General features: G+C 66.1%; 15 protein-coding genes. 11 read left to right on the top strand and 4 right to left on the bottom strand.

The window, feature by feature from the left end; translation table 11 throughout:
• The first annotated feature begins 201 nt into the window (after positions 1-201).
• The 6 genes from ABIC35_RS20800 (at position 202) to ABIC35_RS20775 (ending at position 7431) form a co-directional block, all read left to right on the top strand.
• Positions 202-711, top strand: a complete 510-nt coding sequence (locus ABIC35_RS20800) for a MucR family transcriptional regulator (RefSeq protein ID WP_121080190.1) — start codon at positions 202-204, stop codon at positions 709-711.
• Positions 712-912: 201 nt separating this feature from the next.
• Positions 913-1455, top strand: a complete 543-nt coding sequence (locus ABIC35_RS20795; protein ID WP_121080188.1) for an RNA polymerase sigma factor — start codon at positions 913-915, stop codon at positions 1453-1455.
• Positions 1445-2434 (top strand): FecR family protein, encoded by a 990-nt coding sequence (locus ABIC35_RS20790; protein ID WP_121080186.1) that lies wholly within the window; start codon positions 1445-1447, stop codon positions 2432-2434. Before ABIC35_RS20795 ends, ABIC35_RS20790 begins: the two co-directional genes overlap by 11 nt.
• A 103-nt stretch (positions 2435-2537) precedes the next feature.
• Complete coding sequence (locus ABIC35_RS20785; RefSeq protein ID WP_121080184.1) at positions 2538-5225, top strand: TonB-dependent receptor domain-containing protein; 2688 nt, start codon at positions 2538-2540, stop codon at positions 5223-5225.
• Positions 5226-5298: 73 nt separating this feature from the next.
• Positions 5299-6876 carry an alpha,alpha-trehalase TreF gene (treF, locus tag ABIC35_RS20780; RefSeq protein WP_121080182.1) on the top strand — a complete coding sequence of 526 codons (1578 nt, stop codon included), beginning with the start codon at positions 5299-5301 and terminating at the stop codon, positions 6874-6876.
• Positions 6877-7065: 189 nt separating this feature from the next.
• Positions 7066-7431, top strand: a complete 366-nt coding sequence (locus ABIC35_RS20775) for a response regulator transcription factor (RefSeq protein WP_121080180.1) — start codon at positions 7066-7068, stop codon at positions 7429-7431.
• Positions 7432-7478: 47 nt separating this feature from the next.
• Here the strand turns inward: ABIC35_RS20775 and ABIC35_RS20770 are convergent, their stop codons facing one another.
• Positions 7479-7736: a TonB-dependent receptor gene (locus ABIC35_RS20770; protein WP_354278586.1), complete on the bottom strand. Its 258-nt coding sequence runs from the start codon at positions 7734-7736 to the stop codon at positions 7479-7481.
• 207 nt (positions 7737-7943) lie between these two features.
• Here ABIC35_RS20770 and ABIC35_RS20765 point away from each other — a divergent pair, with 207 nt between their 5' ends.
• From ABIC35_RS20765 to ABIC35_RS20755, 3 genes are read left to right on the top strand one after another with little or no spacing between them, the layout of a single operon-like run.
• The gene (locus ABIC35_RS20765; protein ID WP_354278585.1) at positions 7944-9023 is read left to right on the top strand and encodes a catalase family peroxidase; all 1080 of its coding nucleotides are present in this window, start codon (positions 7944-7946) and stop codon (positions 9021-9023) included.
• Entirely contained in the window at positions 9020-9622 is a 603-nt protein-coding gene (locus ABIC35_RS20760; protein WP_121080176.1) for a cytochrome b, read from the top strand. Before ABIC35_RS20765 ends, ABIC35_RS20760 begins: the two co-directional genes overlap by 4 nt.
• Complete coding sequence (locus tag ABIC35_RS20755; protein ID WP_121080174.1) at positions 9619-10509, top strand: LysR substrate-binding domain-containing protein; 891 nt, start codon at positions 9619-9621, stop codon at positions 10507-10509. Before ABIC35_RS20760 ends, ABIC35_RS20755 begins: the two co-directional genes overlap by 4 nt.
• Positions 10510-10615: 106 nt before the next feature.
• Here the strand turns inward: ABIC35_RS20755 and ABIC35_RS20750 are convergent, their stop codons facing one another.
• Positions 10616-13036 carry an ATP-binding protein gene (locus tag ABIC35_RS20750; RefSeq protein WP_121080172.1) on the bottom strand — a complete coding sequence of 807 codons (2421 nt, stop codon included), beginning with the start codon at positions 13034-13036 and terminating at the stop codon, positions 10616-10618.
• A gap of 396 nt (positions 13037-13432) precedes the next feature.
• Between ABIC35_RS20750 and ABIC35_RS20745 the strand changes: the two genes are divergently transcribed.
• The gene (locus ABIC35_RS20745) at positions 13433-15748 is read left to right on the top strand and encodes a putative bifunctional diguanylate cyclase/phosphodiesterase (protein ID WP_121080170.1); all 2316 of its coding nucleotides are present in this window, start codon (positions 13433-13435) and stop codon (positions 15746-15748) included.
• Between the two features lie 317 nt (positions 15749-16065).
• Positions 16066-16851 carry a hypothetical protein gene (locus ABIC35_RS20740; RefSeq protein ID WP_147426012.1) on the top strand — a complete coding sequence of 262 codons (786 nt, stop codon included), beginning with the start codon at positions 16066-16068 and terminating at the stop codon, positions 16849-16851.
• 286 nt (positions 16852-17137) lie between these two features.
• On the opposite strand, the gene ABIC35_RS20735 is transcribed toward ABIC35_RS20740, so the two are convergent.
• Together ABIC35_RS20735 and ABIC35_RS20730 are read right to left on the bottom strand one after the other, a co-directional pair.
• On the bottom strand, positions 17138-17596 hold the full coding sequence (locus ABIC35_RS20735; RefSeq protein WP_121078054.1) for a hypothetical protein: 459 nt from the start codon (positions 17594-17596) through the stop codon (positions 17138-17140).
• Positions 17597-17710: 114 nt separating this feature from the next.
• On the bottom strand, positions 17711-18085 hold a 375-nt coding region (locus ABIC35_RS20730), incomplete at its 5' end, for a hypothetical protein (protein WP_354278584.1).

The raw sequence follows: 18085 nt of genomic DNA, 5'->3' as shown, positions 1-18085 counted from the left end.
CCTGCCAAAACTTTCTCTTTATGCAGCAAACAGCTTTTTAGGCCGATCGTACCATATTGAGTAGCTTGCAGCTCAATGCGCAATAAGGTGCGATATGAACATTGTTCTGCGACTTCCAACATATTTTAGAAGACGAGTGAGATACACCACTATAAACAAGTGTACGGCCATAAGCCGTGTAACAATGAAGAGGGACGCAACATGCCTGATCAGATCCACCCCGATCCCGTTGAACTCGCGAGCGATCTCACTATCGCCTGGCTCTCGAATCAGAATAATCGGGCGACGCTGGAGGATGTCTCTACGTTTCTTCGGAAGATGCATGCCGATGTGATCGCGCTTTCAGGCGCCGCCGGGCAGGCCGACGATGCCAGCGAAGAAACTTCTGCCGGAGCGTTCACGCCGGCCGTCTCCGTTCGCAAATCGCTTGCGTCGAAAGATCATATCATCTCGATGATCGACGGTAAGCCGTACCGGACATTGCGCCGGCATCTGAGCACGCACGGCCTGACGCCCGAAGAATATCGCGAGCGCTACAATCTCAAGCCGGATTATCCGATGGTGGCGCCGACCTATTCGGAACAGCGCCGCGCCATGGCGCACAAGATCGGCCTCGGCGCCAAGGGGCGCGCGGCACGCACCGCCGGTGCCGATGCGCCCGCGCCCAAGCCCGCACGGAAGCCGCGCGCCAAGCCCCTCGCGACCGCCTGAACGGCTGACGCAATGCGTCCCCGGCAGCCCGGCTGCTGGGGATTCGGCGACTGCTTGCGCATGCGAAGAGGGCCGGAACGACGGGCCCCGCAAGGCAACGTCCACCGCGCCCCGAATAAGCCTCCGCGCCGCCACGATGCCTCGCCTCTTGTGTCCCCCGCCGCATCCGCGCAAAACCGGCGACCAAGGAGCACGTGAACGATGCGGCCGCGGCGGGTGAGAGGGGCAGAAGGCGAACGCGGCGCGTTGCTGGACCGGCTCGCGCGCCGCTACGCGCGGCCGCTGGCGCGCTTCTTTGAACGGCGCGTCGCCGTACGCGACGACGTGCCCGATCTTGTGCAGGACGTGTTCCTCAAGCTCAGCCGGATGCCCGATCCGGGCGCGATCGACCAGCCGGATCGCTTCCTCTTCGTCACCGCGGCCAACACGCTCCGCGATCGTGCCCGTCGTGAGGCGGCGCAAGGCGGAGCCGTCCACGAAAGTTGGGACGACGAAACCCATCCCGGTTCGGATTTCTCGGCCCATCGCGTCTTGGAGGGTAGGCAGGCAGTGCTTCGGCTCCGCGATGCCTTGCTCGAACTGCCCGAGCGCACGCGCGACATCTTCGTGCTGCGCGTGCTCGAAGGGCTGAAGATCGCCGATATCGCCCGGCTGGTCGGCATCTCGACCCGGGCGACGGAGAAACATGTGGCGCGTGCGATGGCGCATGTGACCACGGCATTGGAGGCGTGGCGTGAAGACTGACGGGACCGCCACGACAACGATCGCCGCCGAGGCGGCGCGCTGGCACGAGCGGCTGGCGCGCGACCCCGACGCCGCACCGCCCGAGGCGTTCGAGCGCTGGCGCATGGCGGATCCGGCCCATGCAGTCGCCTTCGCGCGGATCGAGGCCGCGCACGACTGCGCCCGTTCCCTCGCCGCACATCCCGAGCTGCTGGCGCTCCGGCAGGCGACGGCGACCCGCATCGCGGTGCATCGCGCACGCTCGGCGGCGCGCAAGCAGAAGGCGGGCGCGGCGCTCGCCGCACTAGCGCTGGTCGCGCTGCCGCTGGCCGGCTGGTACGCCGCCGAGCATCGCGGCCCCGCCAGCACCGACGTCGCGCAGACCAGGCTGTTCAGCACCGGCGTCGGCCAGCGCCTGTCGATGATGCTCGACGACGGCTCTCGGCTGACGCTCAACACGGCCACCTCGGTCCGCGTCGCCTATACGCCGAGCGAGCGCCACCTGATCCTGGAACGCGGCCAAGCCTGGTTCGAAGTCGCCAAGGGCCAGCCGCGACCGTTCCGTGTCACCGCCGGTGCGCATGACGTGATTGCGCACGGCACCGCCTTCGACGTGCGGCTGGACGTCGATCGCACCACCGTGCTGCTGGTCGAGGGCAAGGTCACCGTCGGCACCGTCGCGATGGTGCCCAACGACCTGCTGGTCGCTCGCGGCGACCGCATGACGCTGCGCCACGGCGGCGATGCGCGCCAACTCGAAGCGTGGCGCGAAGGGCTGGTGGTGTTCGCCGACACGCCGCTCGCCGAGGCCGTGGCCGAGCTCAACCGCTATGCCCCGCATGCGCTGGTGGTGAAGGATGCACGCGCCGGCACGCTCCGCATCAGCGGCGCCTTCCGCACCGGCGAAAGCGCGACCTTTGCCGAGGCGCTGGAGACCAGCTTCCCTGTCGCGGCGGTTACGCGGAGCGACGGCACAATCGAGCTTTCCAGCCGCCGCTGAAATTTTTCGCGGAGGCAGGTTCGGGTTTTTGGGTCGGCTGCGTCATGGCGGGTAGAAGCGCTGCACCAGACGGCGCCTCGTGAACCGATTTGGGAGGATCCTGATGCCCCGACCCCTTTCCACGCTCGTCCGCAGCCTGGCGCTCGCCGGCGTCGCCGCCTGCGCCCTCACGCCCGCGCTTGCCGCGCCCGTCGCCGAACCCACCGTCAGCCTGGCGATCGGCAGCCGCGATCTCGGTGCTGCGCTCACCGAATTCGCCCGCCAGAGCGGCCGCCAGATCCTGTTTGCACCCGACCTGGTCCGCGGCAAGCGCGCACCCGAGCTTCGCGGCCGCTACGGCGTCGACCGCGCACTGGCGATGCTGCTCGCCGGCAGCGGCCTGCGCTACCGCACCACCGCCAGCGGCACCTTCGTCGTCGAAGGCGGCGGTACCGAGGGAGCGGCGGCGGCACCCGCCGCGCGGGCCAGGCAAGCGCAGGTCGCCGCGGCGGATGCGCAGGAAGCGCCTGCCGCCAACGACCCCGAAATCGTCGTGACCGGCACCGCCGGCGCAGGCACGCGGCGCCAGGACGCGTCTTTCGCCGTCACCACGATCAACGACGCGGCGATCGAACGGCTGGCACCCGCGAGCACCGCCGAAGTGCTTCGCGTCGTGCCCGGCATCAGCGTGGAGAGTTCGGGCGGCAAGAACGGCGCCAATATCTTCGTGCGCGGCTATCCTTCGGGCGGCGACGCCGAATATGTGACGATCCAGTCCGAAGGCGTGCCGATCTTCTCGCCGCCGACGCTTTCCTTTCTCGAGAACTCGCAGCTGATCCGCATCGATTCCACGCTCAAGCGGGTGGAAGCGGTGCGCGGCGGCACCGGGGCGCTGTTTTCGTCCGGCCAGCCTGGCCTGACGATCAACTTCGTCCAGCGCGAGGGCGGGTCGACGCCCGACAATCTGCTCAAGCTCGGCGTCGCCAGCTATGGCGACGTGCGTGCCGACGGCTATCTCTCAGGCCCCCTCGGCGCGAGCACGACCTATATGGTCGGCGGCTATTATTCGGCGGGCAACGGCGTGCGCAACCCGCGCTTCACCGCCGAGAAGGGCGGGCAGATTACCGCCAATGTCCGGCATGATTTCGACAATGGCTCGGTGCTGGTGTTCGGCCGCTACCTCAACGATCGCGGCCAGTGGCTGCTGCCGATTCCGGTGGTGCAGAATGGCAAGAAGATCAGCCAATATGGCAGCTTCGATGCCGGCACCGGCACGCTGGCGGGCGGCGAGACCCGGCTGGGCGTGCTCAACGACGGCACCCGGGTCGATCTCGCCGACGGGCGCGGGGCCGATGTCGTCAATCTCGGCGGCAATTTCGAATATCGGCTGGGCGACGGATTCAAGCTGCGCGATCGGCTGAGCTGGCTGAAGGGCGATGCCAACACCACCGGCCTCGTCCCCGGCGGCACCCCGCCGCAGAGCGCCTCCGCCTATGCGGCGAGCAAGGGCGGCACGATCGGCAGCCTGAGCTTCGTCAATGGCGGGCAGGCGGTGCCCGGCACCACCCAGGTGGTCGAGGCAGGCCTGTGGCGGGTGCAGAAAAGCATCGAGAACTTCTCCAACGATTTCGCGCTCGAATGGAAGAAGGGCGGCAACACGTTCACGGCCGGGGTCTATTATGCCGCCTATTCGTCGCGCGACCTGTGGAACCTCGGCAACAGCCAGCTGCTCACCGCCGAGCCCAATGCCCGGCGCCTGAACCTGACGCTCGCCGATGGCCGCATCGTCACCCGCAACGGCTTCACCAGCGGCTCCACCTTCAACGTCAATGCCGATTATGACGGCAAGGACGCGGCGGTCTATGCGGTCGACGAGCTGCAGGTGAACGACCAGCTCCGTCTCGATGCCGGCCTGCGCTACCAGCACCATTCGGTCGACGGCACGCTGGAGAATAACGGCAGCGCCCCGGCGGGCGGGCTCGATCGCAACCCGAACACGCTCTACGACAATGGCGATGCGGTGCTGAACGGCACCTTCTCGACGATCCGCTATCGCGGCGAGAAATGGTCGTGGACGGCGGGCGCCAATTACGACTTCACCCGCTCGATCGGGCTGTTCCTGCGCTACAGCCGCGGCAACAGCTTCCCCTTCTTCGACAACCTCCGCGACGGCATCACCGTGGCGCCGCGGGTCGATACCTATGAGGGCGGGCTGAAGGTCTCGACCGATCTGGCGAGCGCCTATCTCACCGTGTTCCACAACGACTTCAACGGCCTCGCCACCACGGTGATCACCAGCGGCGCGCCGATCGCCTCAGTCGGGGGTGCGAAGGCCACCGGCGTCGAGCTGGAAGGCGAGCTGCGGCCGGTGCGCAACTTCACCATCGGCTTTTCGGGCACCTATCTCGACAGCAAGTATCGCGACTTCTTCACCGACAATGGCGCGACCAACCTCACCGGCAACCGCGTGCAGCGCCAGCCCAAATGGCAGTGGCGGGTTTCGCCGGCCTATTCGGTGGAGTTCGGGCCGGAGAGCAAGGCGACGCTGTTCACCTCGGTCACCTATATCGGCGACCGCTTCTCCGACGTGCAGAACGCCCAGTTGCTGCCCAACTATTACAAATGGGACGCGGGGCTGACCGTGGACGTCACCAAGCGGATCACGCTGCAGGCCTCGGTCGATAACATCACCAACACGATCGGGCTGACGGAGGGCAATCCGCGCACGATCGGATCGCAGGGCAGCGGGGTGATCCTCGCGCGGCCGATCCTCGGCCGGTCGGCGCTGTTCAGCGCGTCCTACCACTTCTGAACACCCCAGAGGAACCGGCCGGGCGCAGCGCTCGGCCGGTCTCGTGCGTTGTGCGCCCGATGAGGATGACCCGATGAGCCGCCGCCTGTTCCCGCTCGCCGCCCTGCTGTGCGTCGCCGCGACCGATCCCGAGCCGCAAAGCCCGGCGCAATTGTTCGGCCCGCTGTTCGATGCGGTGCAGATGGCGCAGGTGTTTCCCGACGGGAAGACCTTCGTCGACGCGGTGCCCAAGGAGGATCCGGCGGCGATCCTGGCGGCATACCGCAAGGCGAAGCCCAACACGCGCGAGGCGCTGAAAGCGTTCGTCGAGGCGCATTTCACGCTGCCCGCGCAAGGCAATGGCGCGCCGGCGCCGCAGGAGAAGCTCGGTCTGCGCGCACATGTCCAGGCGCTGTGGCCGGCGCTGTCGCGCCCGGCGCTCGCCCCTGAGCCGGGCAGCTCGGCGCTGTCGCTGCCAGCGCCCTATGTCGTGCCCGGCGGGCGTTTCCGCGAGATTTACTACTGGGACAGCTATTTCACCATGCTGGGCCTCAAGGTGGACGGCCAGCAGGCGATGGTCGAGCACATGCTCGACGATTTCGTGAGCCTGATCCAGCGCTACGGCCATATCCCCAACGGCACCCGCAGCTATTATCTTAGCCGCTCGCAGCCGCCCTTCTTCGCGCTGATGCTCGACCTGTCGGACGCCCGCGATCCGGGGGTGCTCCGCACGCGGCTGGCGGCGCTGCGCAGCGAATATGGCTATTGGATGCGCGGGGCTGGCTGCATCACCGCGGCCCAGCCCGCTTGCGAGCATGTCGTGCGGATGGCGGACGGCAGCCTGCTCAATCGCTACTGGGACGCCCGCGAAACGCCGCGCGACGAAAGCTACCGCGAGGACGTCAACACCGCCAAGGCCGCGGCGGGCCGCCCGCTCACCGCCGTGTATCGCGACCTGCGCGCGGGGGCGGAGAGCGGCTGGGACTATAGCTCGCGCTGGCTGGCCGACGGGAAGACGCTGGCGACCGTGCACACGACGGAGATCGTGCCGGTCGACCTCAACAGCCTGCTTTGGGCGATGGAGCGGGGAATCGCGCAGCGCTGCGCGACGCTCGCCGACGCGGGCTGCGCGGCCGACTTCACCCGCCGGGCTGCCCAGCGGGGCAAGGCGATCGACACCTATCTCTGGCTCGGCGTCGAACAACGCTACGCCGATTACGATTGGCGCCGACAGCAGGCGACCCCAGTGCTTTCGGCCGCGACCTTGTTTCCGCTCTTCGTCGGCGCGGCGAGCACCGAGCAGGCGAACGCCGTCGCCGCCACCGTGCGCGCCAGGCTGGTAGCCCCCGGCGGCCTGCGCACCACGGGCAACCGAACGGGCCAGCAATGGGATACGCCCAATGGCTGGGCACCGCTGCAATGGGTCGCGATCGACGGGCTCGCCGGCTATGGCCAGCGCGATCTGGCGAAGGATATTGCCGGGCGCTGGCTGACGACCGTCGACCGCGCCTATCGCGCGACGGGCAAGATGCTCGAGAAATATGACGTCGAGGAGCAGGTGCCCGGCGGCGGCGGCGAATATCCGCTGCAGGACGGCTTCGGCTGGACCAACGGCGTGACCAGCGCGCTGCTGAACCTCCAATACCAGCCGCGCGGCGATACGAGCCGTTGATCCCAAGCCGCCGCAGATCACGGCGACGCCCGGCAAGTGTCCGGTTTATCGCTGCGACCGCGGCGCTTTGAAGGGGGGCAGCGCCTGTCCCGAAGGGTCGTATATACGGTCGTATGCCTGTTAAGGCGTTCATAAAGAACCTAGTCTCGGGCCGCACTGACCCGCCGAACGTCAGATAAGGAAGCCTGAGTGTCAGAGCGCGTGATTGTTGCCGTCATCGACGACGACGAGGATATTCGTCAGGCGCTCGCTGCGATGTTCACCAGCAACGGCTACGGGGTGGAGTGCTTCGTCAGCGCGGAGGAATTCCTCGGGCGAATCCAAACACGCGCGATCTCCGTCATCGTCAGCGACCTGCAGATGGCCGGGCTGAGCGGGCTGGAACTGTCTCGGGAGCTACGCGCCCGGGGCGTGGACACACCGATGCTGCTGATCACCGCTTTCGCAAGCGATGCCGTGCGACTGCGGGCCAAGCGGCTGGGCGTACGCGTCGTGCTGGAGAAGCCCTTCGATCCGGCGACCCTGCTGCGCGGGGTGGCAGCGGCGGCAGGCTGACCCGCGCGATCGAAGCGGTGCGCCGCATCGCGACGCGCGACCCGAGGCTATAGCCGACGTGCCAGCCGAAGTCCGAAGCTGCGCGGCCGCCCGGGGAAGCGCACGATCACGTCCGGCGCTGCGGTGCTGATGAAGCTGGCATAGGCCTGGCCCGCGAGGTTGCGGACGAACAGTTCCGCCGTCCAGCCGCGCGCGAACGTCATGCCCGCCCGCGCATCGACCACGGCATAGGGCGCGATCCGCAGCACGGGGATGTCGCCCAGATCGGCGTTGGAGGGGGACTGGAAGCTGCTATTCACCGCCACATAGGCCTCGCCTCCGCGGCCCGCGGCCCGCGGCCCAGCGATATACCGCCTCGCCGACCAGATGCCATGTCGGTGACAGCGGGAAGCGCTCGCCCGCCAGGTCCTTCAGCCGCCCGAGCCCATCATAGTTGACGAAGGGCCCGTCGATCCGGGAATGGGTGTAGCTCGCGCCGCATGCCTGCGACTCCAGCTTGGATCGGAACCGCCATGTCCCTCTCAAATCGTGCCGCACTCGGCGCCTTCGCACTGATCGGTGCCATCGTCGTCGCGCTGCTTGCCGGCTTCGGCTGGGCAGCGGGCTGGCTCGGCGCCAGCCGCACCAGCGGCGGCGACATCACCGCCGCGCTGGAGGCCAACAACGGCGGCGCGGCGCGCGGCTATCGCCGCGCCCATGCCAAGGGCCTGTGCTTTACCGGCGACTTCGCCGCGAACGGCAGAGGCAGCACCCTGAGCACAGCCAGCGCGTTGCATGCCGGCACCTATCCGGTGCTCGGACGCTTCTCGCTGGGCGGCGGCAATCCGCTCGCGGGCGATGGTCGGAACGTCTTCCACTCGATGGCGCTGCTGCTGAAGACACCCGATGGCCAGGAATGGCGGATGGCGCTGGACCATACCCCAATCTTCCCGGTCGCCGACGTGCCCGCCTTCCTCGCCCTCCAGCGCGCGACCACCCCCGATCCCCAAACGGGCAAACCGGATCCGGCGGTGCTGCAGCCCTTCCTGGCCGCGCATCCGGAGGTGAAGGCATTCCAGGCCTATATGGCCAAGGCGGTGCTGCCGAACAGCTTCGCCAACGCGACCTATTACAGCATCAACGCCTTCCGCTTCACCGATGCCGCCGGCGCAACGCGCCTCGTACGCTGGCAGTTCGCGCCGGAAGCGCCGCTCGCCGGCCTGGACAAGCAGCACCTCGACCAACTTCCCCGCGATGCGCTGTTCCAGGAGATGCTGGCCCGGACCGCCAAGGCACCCTCGCACTGGCACCTGCAGCTGGTGGAGGCGAACCCGGGCGACGTGACCGATCGGGCGACTGTCGCGTGGCAGGGGCCGCACCGGACGATCGATGCCGGTACGCTGACCATCCGCGCCGTCCGGCCCGAAGAAACCGGGGCCTGCCGCGACCTCAACTTCGATCCGACGATCCTGCCCGCAGGGATCACGGTCTCGGACGATCCGCTGCTGGCTGCGCGTTCCAAAGCCTATTCCTCGTCGTTCACGCGGCGCGCCGACGAAGGGCCGCACCCCAGCGCCGTCGGCGAGGATCTCGCCAAGGAGAAGCAGCAATGAGCCGCGCATCCCCCGATTTCCACCCGGCCCTGCGCCTGCTGCACTGGCTGATGGCAGCGCTGGTACTGGCGATGCTGTTCATCGGCGTGTTCATGGTTTCCACCAGCGGCCCGGCCTATGTGACCCTGCTCGGCCTGCACCGTCCGATCGGCATCGCCATCCTCGCGCTGGTGCTGCTGCGCCTGCCGCTCCGCCTCGCCACCGGTGCGCCCGCTCTACCGGAGGATCTGGCGCCGGCGCAGAAGCAGATCGCCTGGGGATCGCATGTGCTGCTCTACGCCACGCTGTTCGCCCTGCCCCTGATCGGCTGGGGCATGCTCTCCGCCGGCGGATATCCGGTGCGCATCGGTGGCGGCATCGTGCTGCCGCCGATCCTGCCGCATGACCTCGCGCTCTATGCGGTACTGCGCGCGGCGCATACCGCGATTGCGCTGGCCTTCTTCGCGCTGATCCTGCTGCACCTCGCCGCAGCGCTGATGCACGGGCTGGTGCGGCGCGACGGCGTGCTGCGGAGCATGACCACCGGGCACCGCCGCCCCGCGGCCCCACCTACAGCTAACGATGACAAACTCGAGGAAAACGCTACGCTCCCGACATGACCCTCGAACAGCTTCGAATTTTTGTCGCGGTCGCTGAACGCGAGCACATGACCCGCGCGGCCGAGGCGGTCGGCGTTACCCAGTCGGCTGCGTCCGCCGCCATCGCCACGCTGGAGGCGCGGCACGCCATCAAGCTGTTCCACCGTGTCGGCCGCGGCATCGAGCTGACCGATGCCGGCCGCTTCTTCCTCGGCGAGGCGCGCGCCGTCCTTGCCCGGGCGGCCGAGGCGGAGTTGGCATTGGGCGACTATGCCGGACTGAAACGCGGGCATCTGCGGCTCGTCGCCAGCCAGACCATCGCCGCCTATTGGCTGCCGGCGCGGCTGGCCGCCTTCCACCGCCGTTATCCGGAGATCGAACTGTCGGTGGCGATCGCCAACACCGAAGGCGCGGCCCGCCAAGTCCGCGAAGGCGAGGCCGAGCTCGGCTTCGTCGAGGGCGCGGTCGACGATCCGGCGCTCGCGCACTGGAAGGTCGGCGAGGACCGCATGCTGCTGGTGAGCAGCACGCCCGCCGAGGCCATCACCAACGCCTGGCTGATCGACGCGCCGTGGGTGATGCGCGAGACCGGCTCCGGCACCCGCGCGACCTTCGAGGCTGCGATCCGGGATCGCGGCCTGGATCCGCGTAACCTCAACGTCGTGCTCACCCTGCCCTCCAACGAGTCCGTCCTCGCTGCGGTGCGGGCTGGAGTCGGCGCAGCGCTGTTGTCGCAACTCGTCGTTGCGCCGCTGCTGGAAGCGCGCGCGCTGTTCGCCTTGCCGCTTGCCTTGCCCCCGCGACTTTTCCACGGGCTGCGACAGAAGGAGCGCTACCGCAGTAAGGCGGCCGACGCGCTGCTCGAAGCCATCGAAAGCTTCGGCGCGCAGCCGGACTGGGTGATCTGATCGCTTCCGCACGCGATATGCAGGCGAGGAGGATCAAACCGCTTGCCCGCCGGGCCCGGGCAATTTGCGCGCCAGATCCGCCCGCCGAGCGGTTTGGTAAGGCGAGTCAAGTCCACCTTGATCGCATCGAGTTCAGCGAAGCCGGAGATGATCGGGGCGTCGGCCGATGCTGGAGTCGTTGGATGAGCTCTCCCATCGTGATCGGTTTCGCAACGAACTGATGCAAGTCCGCGGCCTCCATCGCTCGAGCATCAAAGGCACCGCTAGGGTCGAACAGAATGGTGGTGACCACCTCCTGTTTGCTTGCGGCAGCCAGCAGTGGGGCTAGATCCGCCGCTGATTCGGGTTCCGCGTTGACAAGCAACAGATCGGTGGAACGCGTCATCAGGTAAGAATGGGCCGCGTCCGTCGAGCCCACCGCATCTACCTCGAACCCAGCCTGTAGCAGAGAATGGAGCGAGACGCCCCGCACGAGCGGGTTAGCTTCAACGAGCAGTAACCGCGGCCCCGGAAGTGGCTGAGCCGCTTCGATATCCGCCCCCGAGGCTGCCGCGCCTTCCGGCAGGCGCAGTTGAAAGGTTGCGCCTGCGCCGGGCGCACTCTCGACCGTGAGGGTGCCTCCCATCGCGGTGGCGAAGGTGCGCGCGAGCGCTAGGCCCACGCCGATACCACCATAGGCGCGTTTGGTACCGCCATCGACCTGGTAGAACTTGCCGAAAACGAGCGCCTGCTGTTCCGCCGCGATGCCGATGCCGGTATCCGCGACGACAATCTCGGCTCCAGGCCTTCCATCCAATGGCCGAGCGGTAAGCGTGACACCGCCCTCATGGGTGAACTTAACCGCGTTGGAGAGAAGATTGTGGACGATCTGACTGACCCTTCGCGCGTCACCAGTCAGCGTCTCCGGGCAGTCGGTGCACTCCAGTGTGAACGCCAGTCCCCGCTGCGCCGCTTCGACTGACCACCGCTCGGCAATGGTTCCGATCATTGCCCGCAGGCCGAACAGTGCCTGTTCCAGCGCAATATCGCCGCTGTCGAGCGAAGCCATGTCGAGCACGTCGTCGACAAGCGCCTGCATCGAGCGGCCAGCGTCTCGCAGCACCCCAACACGGGCCCGAGCCTCTTCGCCCAGCGTCGTGTCGGCGAGCAGCACTTGGCTCATACCCAGAATGCCGTTGAGCGGGGTGCGAAACTCATGGCTAGTGGTAGCCAGGAACTCGCGCTTGGCGGCGAGCGCCTTACCGAGTTCAGCGTTGCTGGCGGCGAGGTCGCGATTGGCAACGCGCACTTCCCGACGGCTGCGGTGGATATTCGCCAGCGCGAAGGCGAGCAGTGCCGAGCCGCCCACCGCGACTAGCAGCAGGCCGCCGACTAGCAGCAGCTGGAAAAGGGCGCGATCGCGGGCAAAGCGGGCGCGCTGGTTGGCCTCGTTGGTGCGCAGTTTCTCGATGCGGAGCTGCTGGTTGGTCGCATCGAACCGGGCGGCGAGGAGCGCGGTATTGGTGTCCGTCGCGACCTTCGTCACTTCGTCGTCAATCCGCTTCAACGCCTTGAGATGCGCCAGCGCATCGGCGGTCCGGCCCGCACGGGTGTAGATGTCGACCGCAGCCTCGTGCACCTCGCGCCAGACAGGGGAGCTGGCATCGCTGATATGCGCGAACGCCGCGTCGATTTCCATCACCGCGTCGCTGACCAGGCCGCGCTTGAGCGCTATCTCCCCACGCAGTGCATGGAGGCTGCCGTCATACTCGGAGCTGTGGCCCAGCCTCGCGGCAAAGGCGCCGTCGCTGTGGCGTTGCGCGGTGGCGAGCTTGCCCTGCTTCAGCGCCGCTCGGGCGAGATTGTTGAGAATGGGCACCTTCAGCTGGGACTCGCCCGACGCGGCCGCGAGCGCAAGCGCCTGCTGATATTCGCGACTGGCGTCGGCAGGGCGCCCCATGTCGAGCAGCGCGTTTCCGCGATTGTTGAAGATTGACATGCGCAGGTTGCGGTCGCCGGATTCCACATCGAGCGCGGCCTTGAAATAGCGGAGCGCAGACTCGTTGTCGGAGGCGCGGTTGTAGAGGCTGGCAATCATTACAAGCGCGATCGCCTGCTTACGTGGCTCGTGCAGGCCGCGGAACAGATTGTGCGCCTGCTGAAAGGCATCAAGCGCCACGGCGGCGTGGTTGCGATTCTGTTGAATCCCGCCCCAGGTCATGAGCAGATCGGCAAGAAGACGGGTATTCGGCCAGCGCGCGCGCGCCTCCTCCAGGGTGCGCGCGATCACCGGTTCCGCCTCGGCATCGCGATCCAGCCGCGACAGTGCCTCGCCTTCGAGCCATCGAGCCTTGGCAGCGAGAGGACTCGGCTTGGGCCCCTTGTTCGCAGCGCCCTCGGCAGCACGGGCGGCGGCTAGTGCAGCCTGCGGGTCGGCGAACATGCGGTCGATGGCGCGGGCAACCTGCTGCTCGGCAAGTGGCGCCTGCGCGGAGACAGGCGCTGCGATCAGCAGCGTCGTACAGGTTATGATCGCGGCTGCTCGCATCGTACTCCCAGCGCGGAAGGCGCGCTCCCAGCATTATAGGATCGTTGCAGCACAGCGGATCAGTCTGCTAAACCACAGAGGCGAAACGAAAATGGCGAGGCCTGCACCCCGGCGATCTGTGCCTTGGCAGGAAACACCCATCAGACGGATCACTCGAATTGTTCGACATCGTGGAAGGCCGATGCGGGCAAAAGAGGCTGGGAATCGAGATCCAGAAGCCCACGCCCCTTCTTTCGGCGTTCAACGGGACGCATCGCCCCCCATCCTGCGTCAGAGCAGTTCACTGAAAAACAAGGTTTTGTTCCTAATCTGAGGAGCAAGCAATGAAGGCTGCAACGGTCCTGAACCAGGCAGTCTGAAGAACTTGCATCAAGTCTTTCTTGGTTGCGCAGTTGCATGTCCCACCGTCCTGGCTTTCCCCCTCTCAGCCCCGTTCTGCGGTTCGCCACCTTCGTGGCGGCACCAGCGCTCTGCCTTGCGGTAGCGCTGGTTCTGTTCGGAACCTGGAGCTTGTGGGCAACGGCCAATCAGGTCGACGAGTCGATCCGCGCACGGCAGGCGAACGATGTTCATCTGGCTTTGGGCGCGGTGCTCGACGATCTCGCGCAAAGCCAAGCCGGTGTAGCCATCTGGGACCCGGCTTATGCGGAGGTGCAGAAGCCGAAGCCCGATGCCGAATGGCTCGACAAGAATGTGGGTGTCTGGCTGAACTATGTGTTCAATCACGAGCTGGACATTATCATCGACGGTCAGGATCGGCCAGTCTACGCCATGCGAGGCGGTGCGCGGATTTCCCCTGCCATCTTCGGGCGCGTCCGACCGGAGCTGCTCCCGCTGATCCAGGCGGCGAGAGGCGCGCTCCGCCGGGCACCGAACACCCATGAGCGCCTGCCTGGCCAAAAATTGGCGCAGAACAGCACGGTGCGCACCTCGCCGGCCGCATTCCACGCGACCGATCTCGTGCAGATCTCCGGGCGCGTGGCTGCGGCCAGCGTGATGCGGATGATCCCCGATTCCAAGCTCGTGTTCGGCTCTCCCGGGCGGCAGCCCATGCTGGTCAGCATTCGCTTTCTGGACGGCAAGGTAATGGGGGACCTGGGCCGCATCCGCGGCATCCGTGATGCGCGGGTATTGTCGGGCCCCGCCTCGATGAAAGCCGGGATGTACAGCGTGCCCCTGCGCTCGTCGCAAGGCGAGCTGCTTGGTCATCTTGGCTGGCGGCCGGACATGCCCGGTCGCGACATTCTCCGGTCGATAGCCAGGCGCGGCGGCGCGGCGGCGGCTGCGCTGATTGCGTTGCTGGCGGCGCTCGTCTTCGTCGTAGGGCGATTGATGTTCAGGGACGCCCGTTCGATCGGCGCGCTTGAGGCCGCACGGGTCGAGCTTCAGGCGAAGGAGGCGCGCGCGCAGTATCTCGCCAATCACGACGTGCTCACTTCGCTGCCGAACCGGGCCGCGTTCAATCGTTTCGTCGATGGCGCCGCGGGCAACATGGCCCAGCAGGCGCTCGGCGTGCTGCTCATCGACTTGGACAAGTTCAAGCACGTCAACGACACGCTCGGCCATCTTGCCGGGGACCAACTGATCCAGAGCGTTGCCGGCCGCCTCTCGGCCCAGTTGCCCAAAGGCGGGCTGCTGGCGCGGCTGGGCGGCGATGAGTTCGCCATCTGCCTGGCCGAGGGCGTCGAGCAGGAAGCGCTCCACGCGCTTGCGGAGGCCTGCCTCGCGGAGCTGCGCAATCCGTTCCCGATCCTCGGATCGGAAGTGCAGATCGGCGGCAGCATTGGCATCGCCGTGGGCACCCCACACGGTGCCGATCGCACCGAGCTCCTGCGCAAAGCCGACATTGCGATGTACAGCGTCAAGGCCAGCGGTCGAGATGGCTGTCGTTTCTTCACTGCGGAGATGGACGAGAGTCTCGCCAATCGGCGCGAGCTGGAGGGCGATCTGCGAAAGGCGCTTAGCGCCCGGCAGCAGCTGTTCGTCGCCTATCAGCCGAAAATGGATGCGACCGGCACGACGGTGGTAGGGCTGGAGGCACTCGTCCGTTGGGATCACCCGACGAAGGGTCTGTTAACGCCCGATCTTTTCATTCCGATCGCCGAGGAAGCGGGTCTGATTCACGCGCTGGGAAGCTGGGTGCTCGCGGAAGCTTGCCGCGTCTCGGGGAAATGGCCCGAACTCACGATGGCGGTGAACGTGTCTCCTGTTCAATTCAAGGCGGAAGGCTTTGCCGCGACCGTTCGATCCATCGTCCAGCGATGCGACGTGCATCCGCGACAGATCGAGCTGGAGGTGACCGAGGGTATCCTTCTCGATGACAGCGAAGCGGTGCGCGCTGCCCTGCATGACCTGCGCAACGCGGGCTTTCGAATCGCTCTGGACGATTTCGGCACCGGTTATTCCAGCCTGAGCTATCTCAAGCAGTTCAAGGTGGACCGGATCAAGATCGACAAGAGCTTCATCAGGCGCGTCGGGCGCGATCAGGAGGCGATCGCGATCGTGCAGGCGGTCATCGCGCTTGGTCACGCGATGAACCTGTCGGTTACCGCCGAAGGCGTCGAGACCAGCGAGCAAGGCTCGTTGCTCCGAACGGCCGGCTGCAACGAGCTACAGGGCTATCTCTTCTCAAAAGCTCTCCGAGAGGAGGAGTTATCCGTAGGAATTCACGGCGTCCTGAACCCGCGAATCACTGGCCGATTGGCTAGCTGAGTTTCAGTGTTCGAGCTTGGCAATTGCTCTCAGTCGTCAGACCATGGGTCTGCGAGAAACCTACCAGTTTCTGTTGCTAGCCGCTTTGACCGGATGCTGTCGTTTGCGTCCGCTTTCAGGAAGGGCGGTCGGCCTCCTGAAGGTCCGGCTTTGGGCGCGCAGCAGCCTGGCGCGCCTACCCCTGCCCCGGGGCCGTTACCGCCCCCTTTGCAGACATTATCTAACCGCACGATCTTGCTAGAAAACCGCCATCCGGACATGTCTGTGTCGCCGTCAACCACACGACGCCAGTCCACCACGAGACAATCGGGAGCCTCATGCGAACCTTCGATTATGCAATGCGGCTACCTTGGCTCATCGGGCTGCTCATCATCCAAATTTGGGCCGCGCACGCGTTAGCATTTTTCCCGCACGAGTATGCGCATTCGATCGTCGCTTGGTTGCTTGACTGGAAAGCTAACCCTCTCGATCTCGACTATGCGCATCCCACTCCGATTGTTTTCCTGTTTCAGCTCGGCATCAATCAGAAGGTAGACGAAGCGCCAATTTTCGCCAGCGGGCATGGCGTCGATGCCGCACTCATCGCCGCCGCCGGCATGGTGATCGGCAACGCTATTGCCTCCCTTGGGCTGGCACGGTTGGGATGGCGGCTCGCCATCGCGAGAGGACAGCGCGGATGGGCAATGCTGGCCTACTGGGTTACCGCAGCAAGCATCGGGAATCTCCTTTCCTACGTACCGCTTCGCGTGTTCGTGACGGATGGGGACATGCTCTCCGTAGTGCGCGGGCTCGGCGTCTCGCCCTGGCTGATCCTGGTCGTGCTGGGCATTCCGACGCTGGTAGCGCTCATATGGTTCGTGGTTCGAGTTGCGCCCCTCAGCCTGAGGACGCTTTGGCCGGATGACGCGCCCGCTCGGGTAACGGCTGCGCTTTTCACCGGAGCATTCGTGTTTGGCTTCTACGGCTTGGGCGGGCTGCTAGAGGATGACGCGACTGCTCACCTCATGGGACAAATCTGCATCTTTGCGCTCGCTCCAATGGTCGCCATGCTCGAGATTGCGCTGGTGCTACCTAGCCCCCGATCGCCTGATCGGGCACGATGATCCACGAGTAGGACTTGCACCCTCGAACGGGCGGTCTGCTTTCCACCTACTTCTAGCCGCCAACCGCGAGGATTGAGGGCCCGCCGTTTGCGTCCGCTTTCAGGAAGGCCGATCGGCTCCCTGAATGTCCGACTTTGGGCGCGCTGCTGCCTGGTGCCCTGCCCTTCCGTCTGCGGCCGTTCGCACCAGAAGGCGACAGTCGGCGCCCGCATGGCTGCTCTTGCCGCCATCCGCCACTCTCGCGTTCATGAGTAGACCGATCAGCCCTGCGCCGCTGGGTGGTCGCCTACCTTTCGGCAGCTCCAACGGCAGCGGATGCTTGTTCGGTCATCTGCTTGCAGAGTGTGCGCTCAGACAACTTCTGTGCCCGAGCATTCTCGGCGAGCGATATCCTTTGGCCCTCGCGGACCTCCTCAGGATGCGCAGGATCAGCCGGGTTCATCAACCCAATAACCTGCGGTCCAACAATGGTGCCGCGCCGGCCAACCTCTTGCTGCGCAAGCGCGGCGGGCGTGGCAGTCATTCCGCTCAAGGTCGCAGCCACGATCCTCCGCGCGTTCACCACATCGCCTGTGTTCGCGAAGCCGTTGGCAGCGCAATATTCAATAAGGCCTAAGCGATTGTAAGTCGCGCCAAATGCCCTTTGAAGCTGTTCATCGGAAGGCAGGTCCTGTGCCTGCAGACTGCCAACGGACGCCGTGCCGAGCGCGGCTCCGACCATGAGCTGGAGATAAAACGTACGCATACAAACCTCCTTAGCCGGCGAGGGAACGTTCTTGAACAGGATCCCATGCAGATGAAGTGGGATCACACATGGCGTTCGGAGACGGCGTCCGTCTTGCAAGATGGCATATCGGATTCAGCAAGCGACGCCCCACATGCCCCGCATGCTGGTGGCAACGCCGCCGTGGTCCACCGTAAGAACCGCGCGACCGCCGCTGCTATCTGTCGCTGCATTCGATGTGGCGCGGCCGGTGGCCTGGATGTGCAGACGGTACCCCGAACAGGAAGCGCTGCCCTGCCCTGTCTCCAAGCCCTCGCCCTCTTTCTCGGTCAACCGACACGAGCGTAAGCCCTGCGGATCTCGGAGCATGAGCTCGCTGCCAACAAGCTGGAGATAGTCGTGGCCTGCCGCCGTAAACGTAAACGTGCAGCCTGTCTCTTGCGTCGACTGCTCGTCGGCGTCGCTCAGCGCCACAAGAGGCATCCGCTTCGCACTTGCCTGGGCGGCGAC

It is taken from the genome of Sphingomonas trueperi (genome assembly GCF_040545965.1).
Lineage (GTDB): Bacteria > Pseudomonadota > Alphaproteobacteria > Sphingomonadales > Sphingomonadaceae > Sphingomonas > Sphingomonas trueperi_C.
The sequence above is the reverse complement of the archived record's forward strand: the minus strand, read 5'-3'. Positions and strand labels throughout refer to the sequence as shown.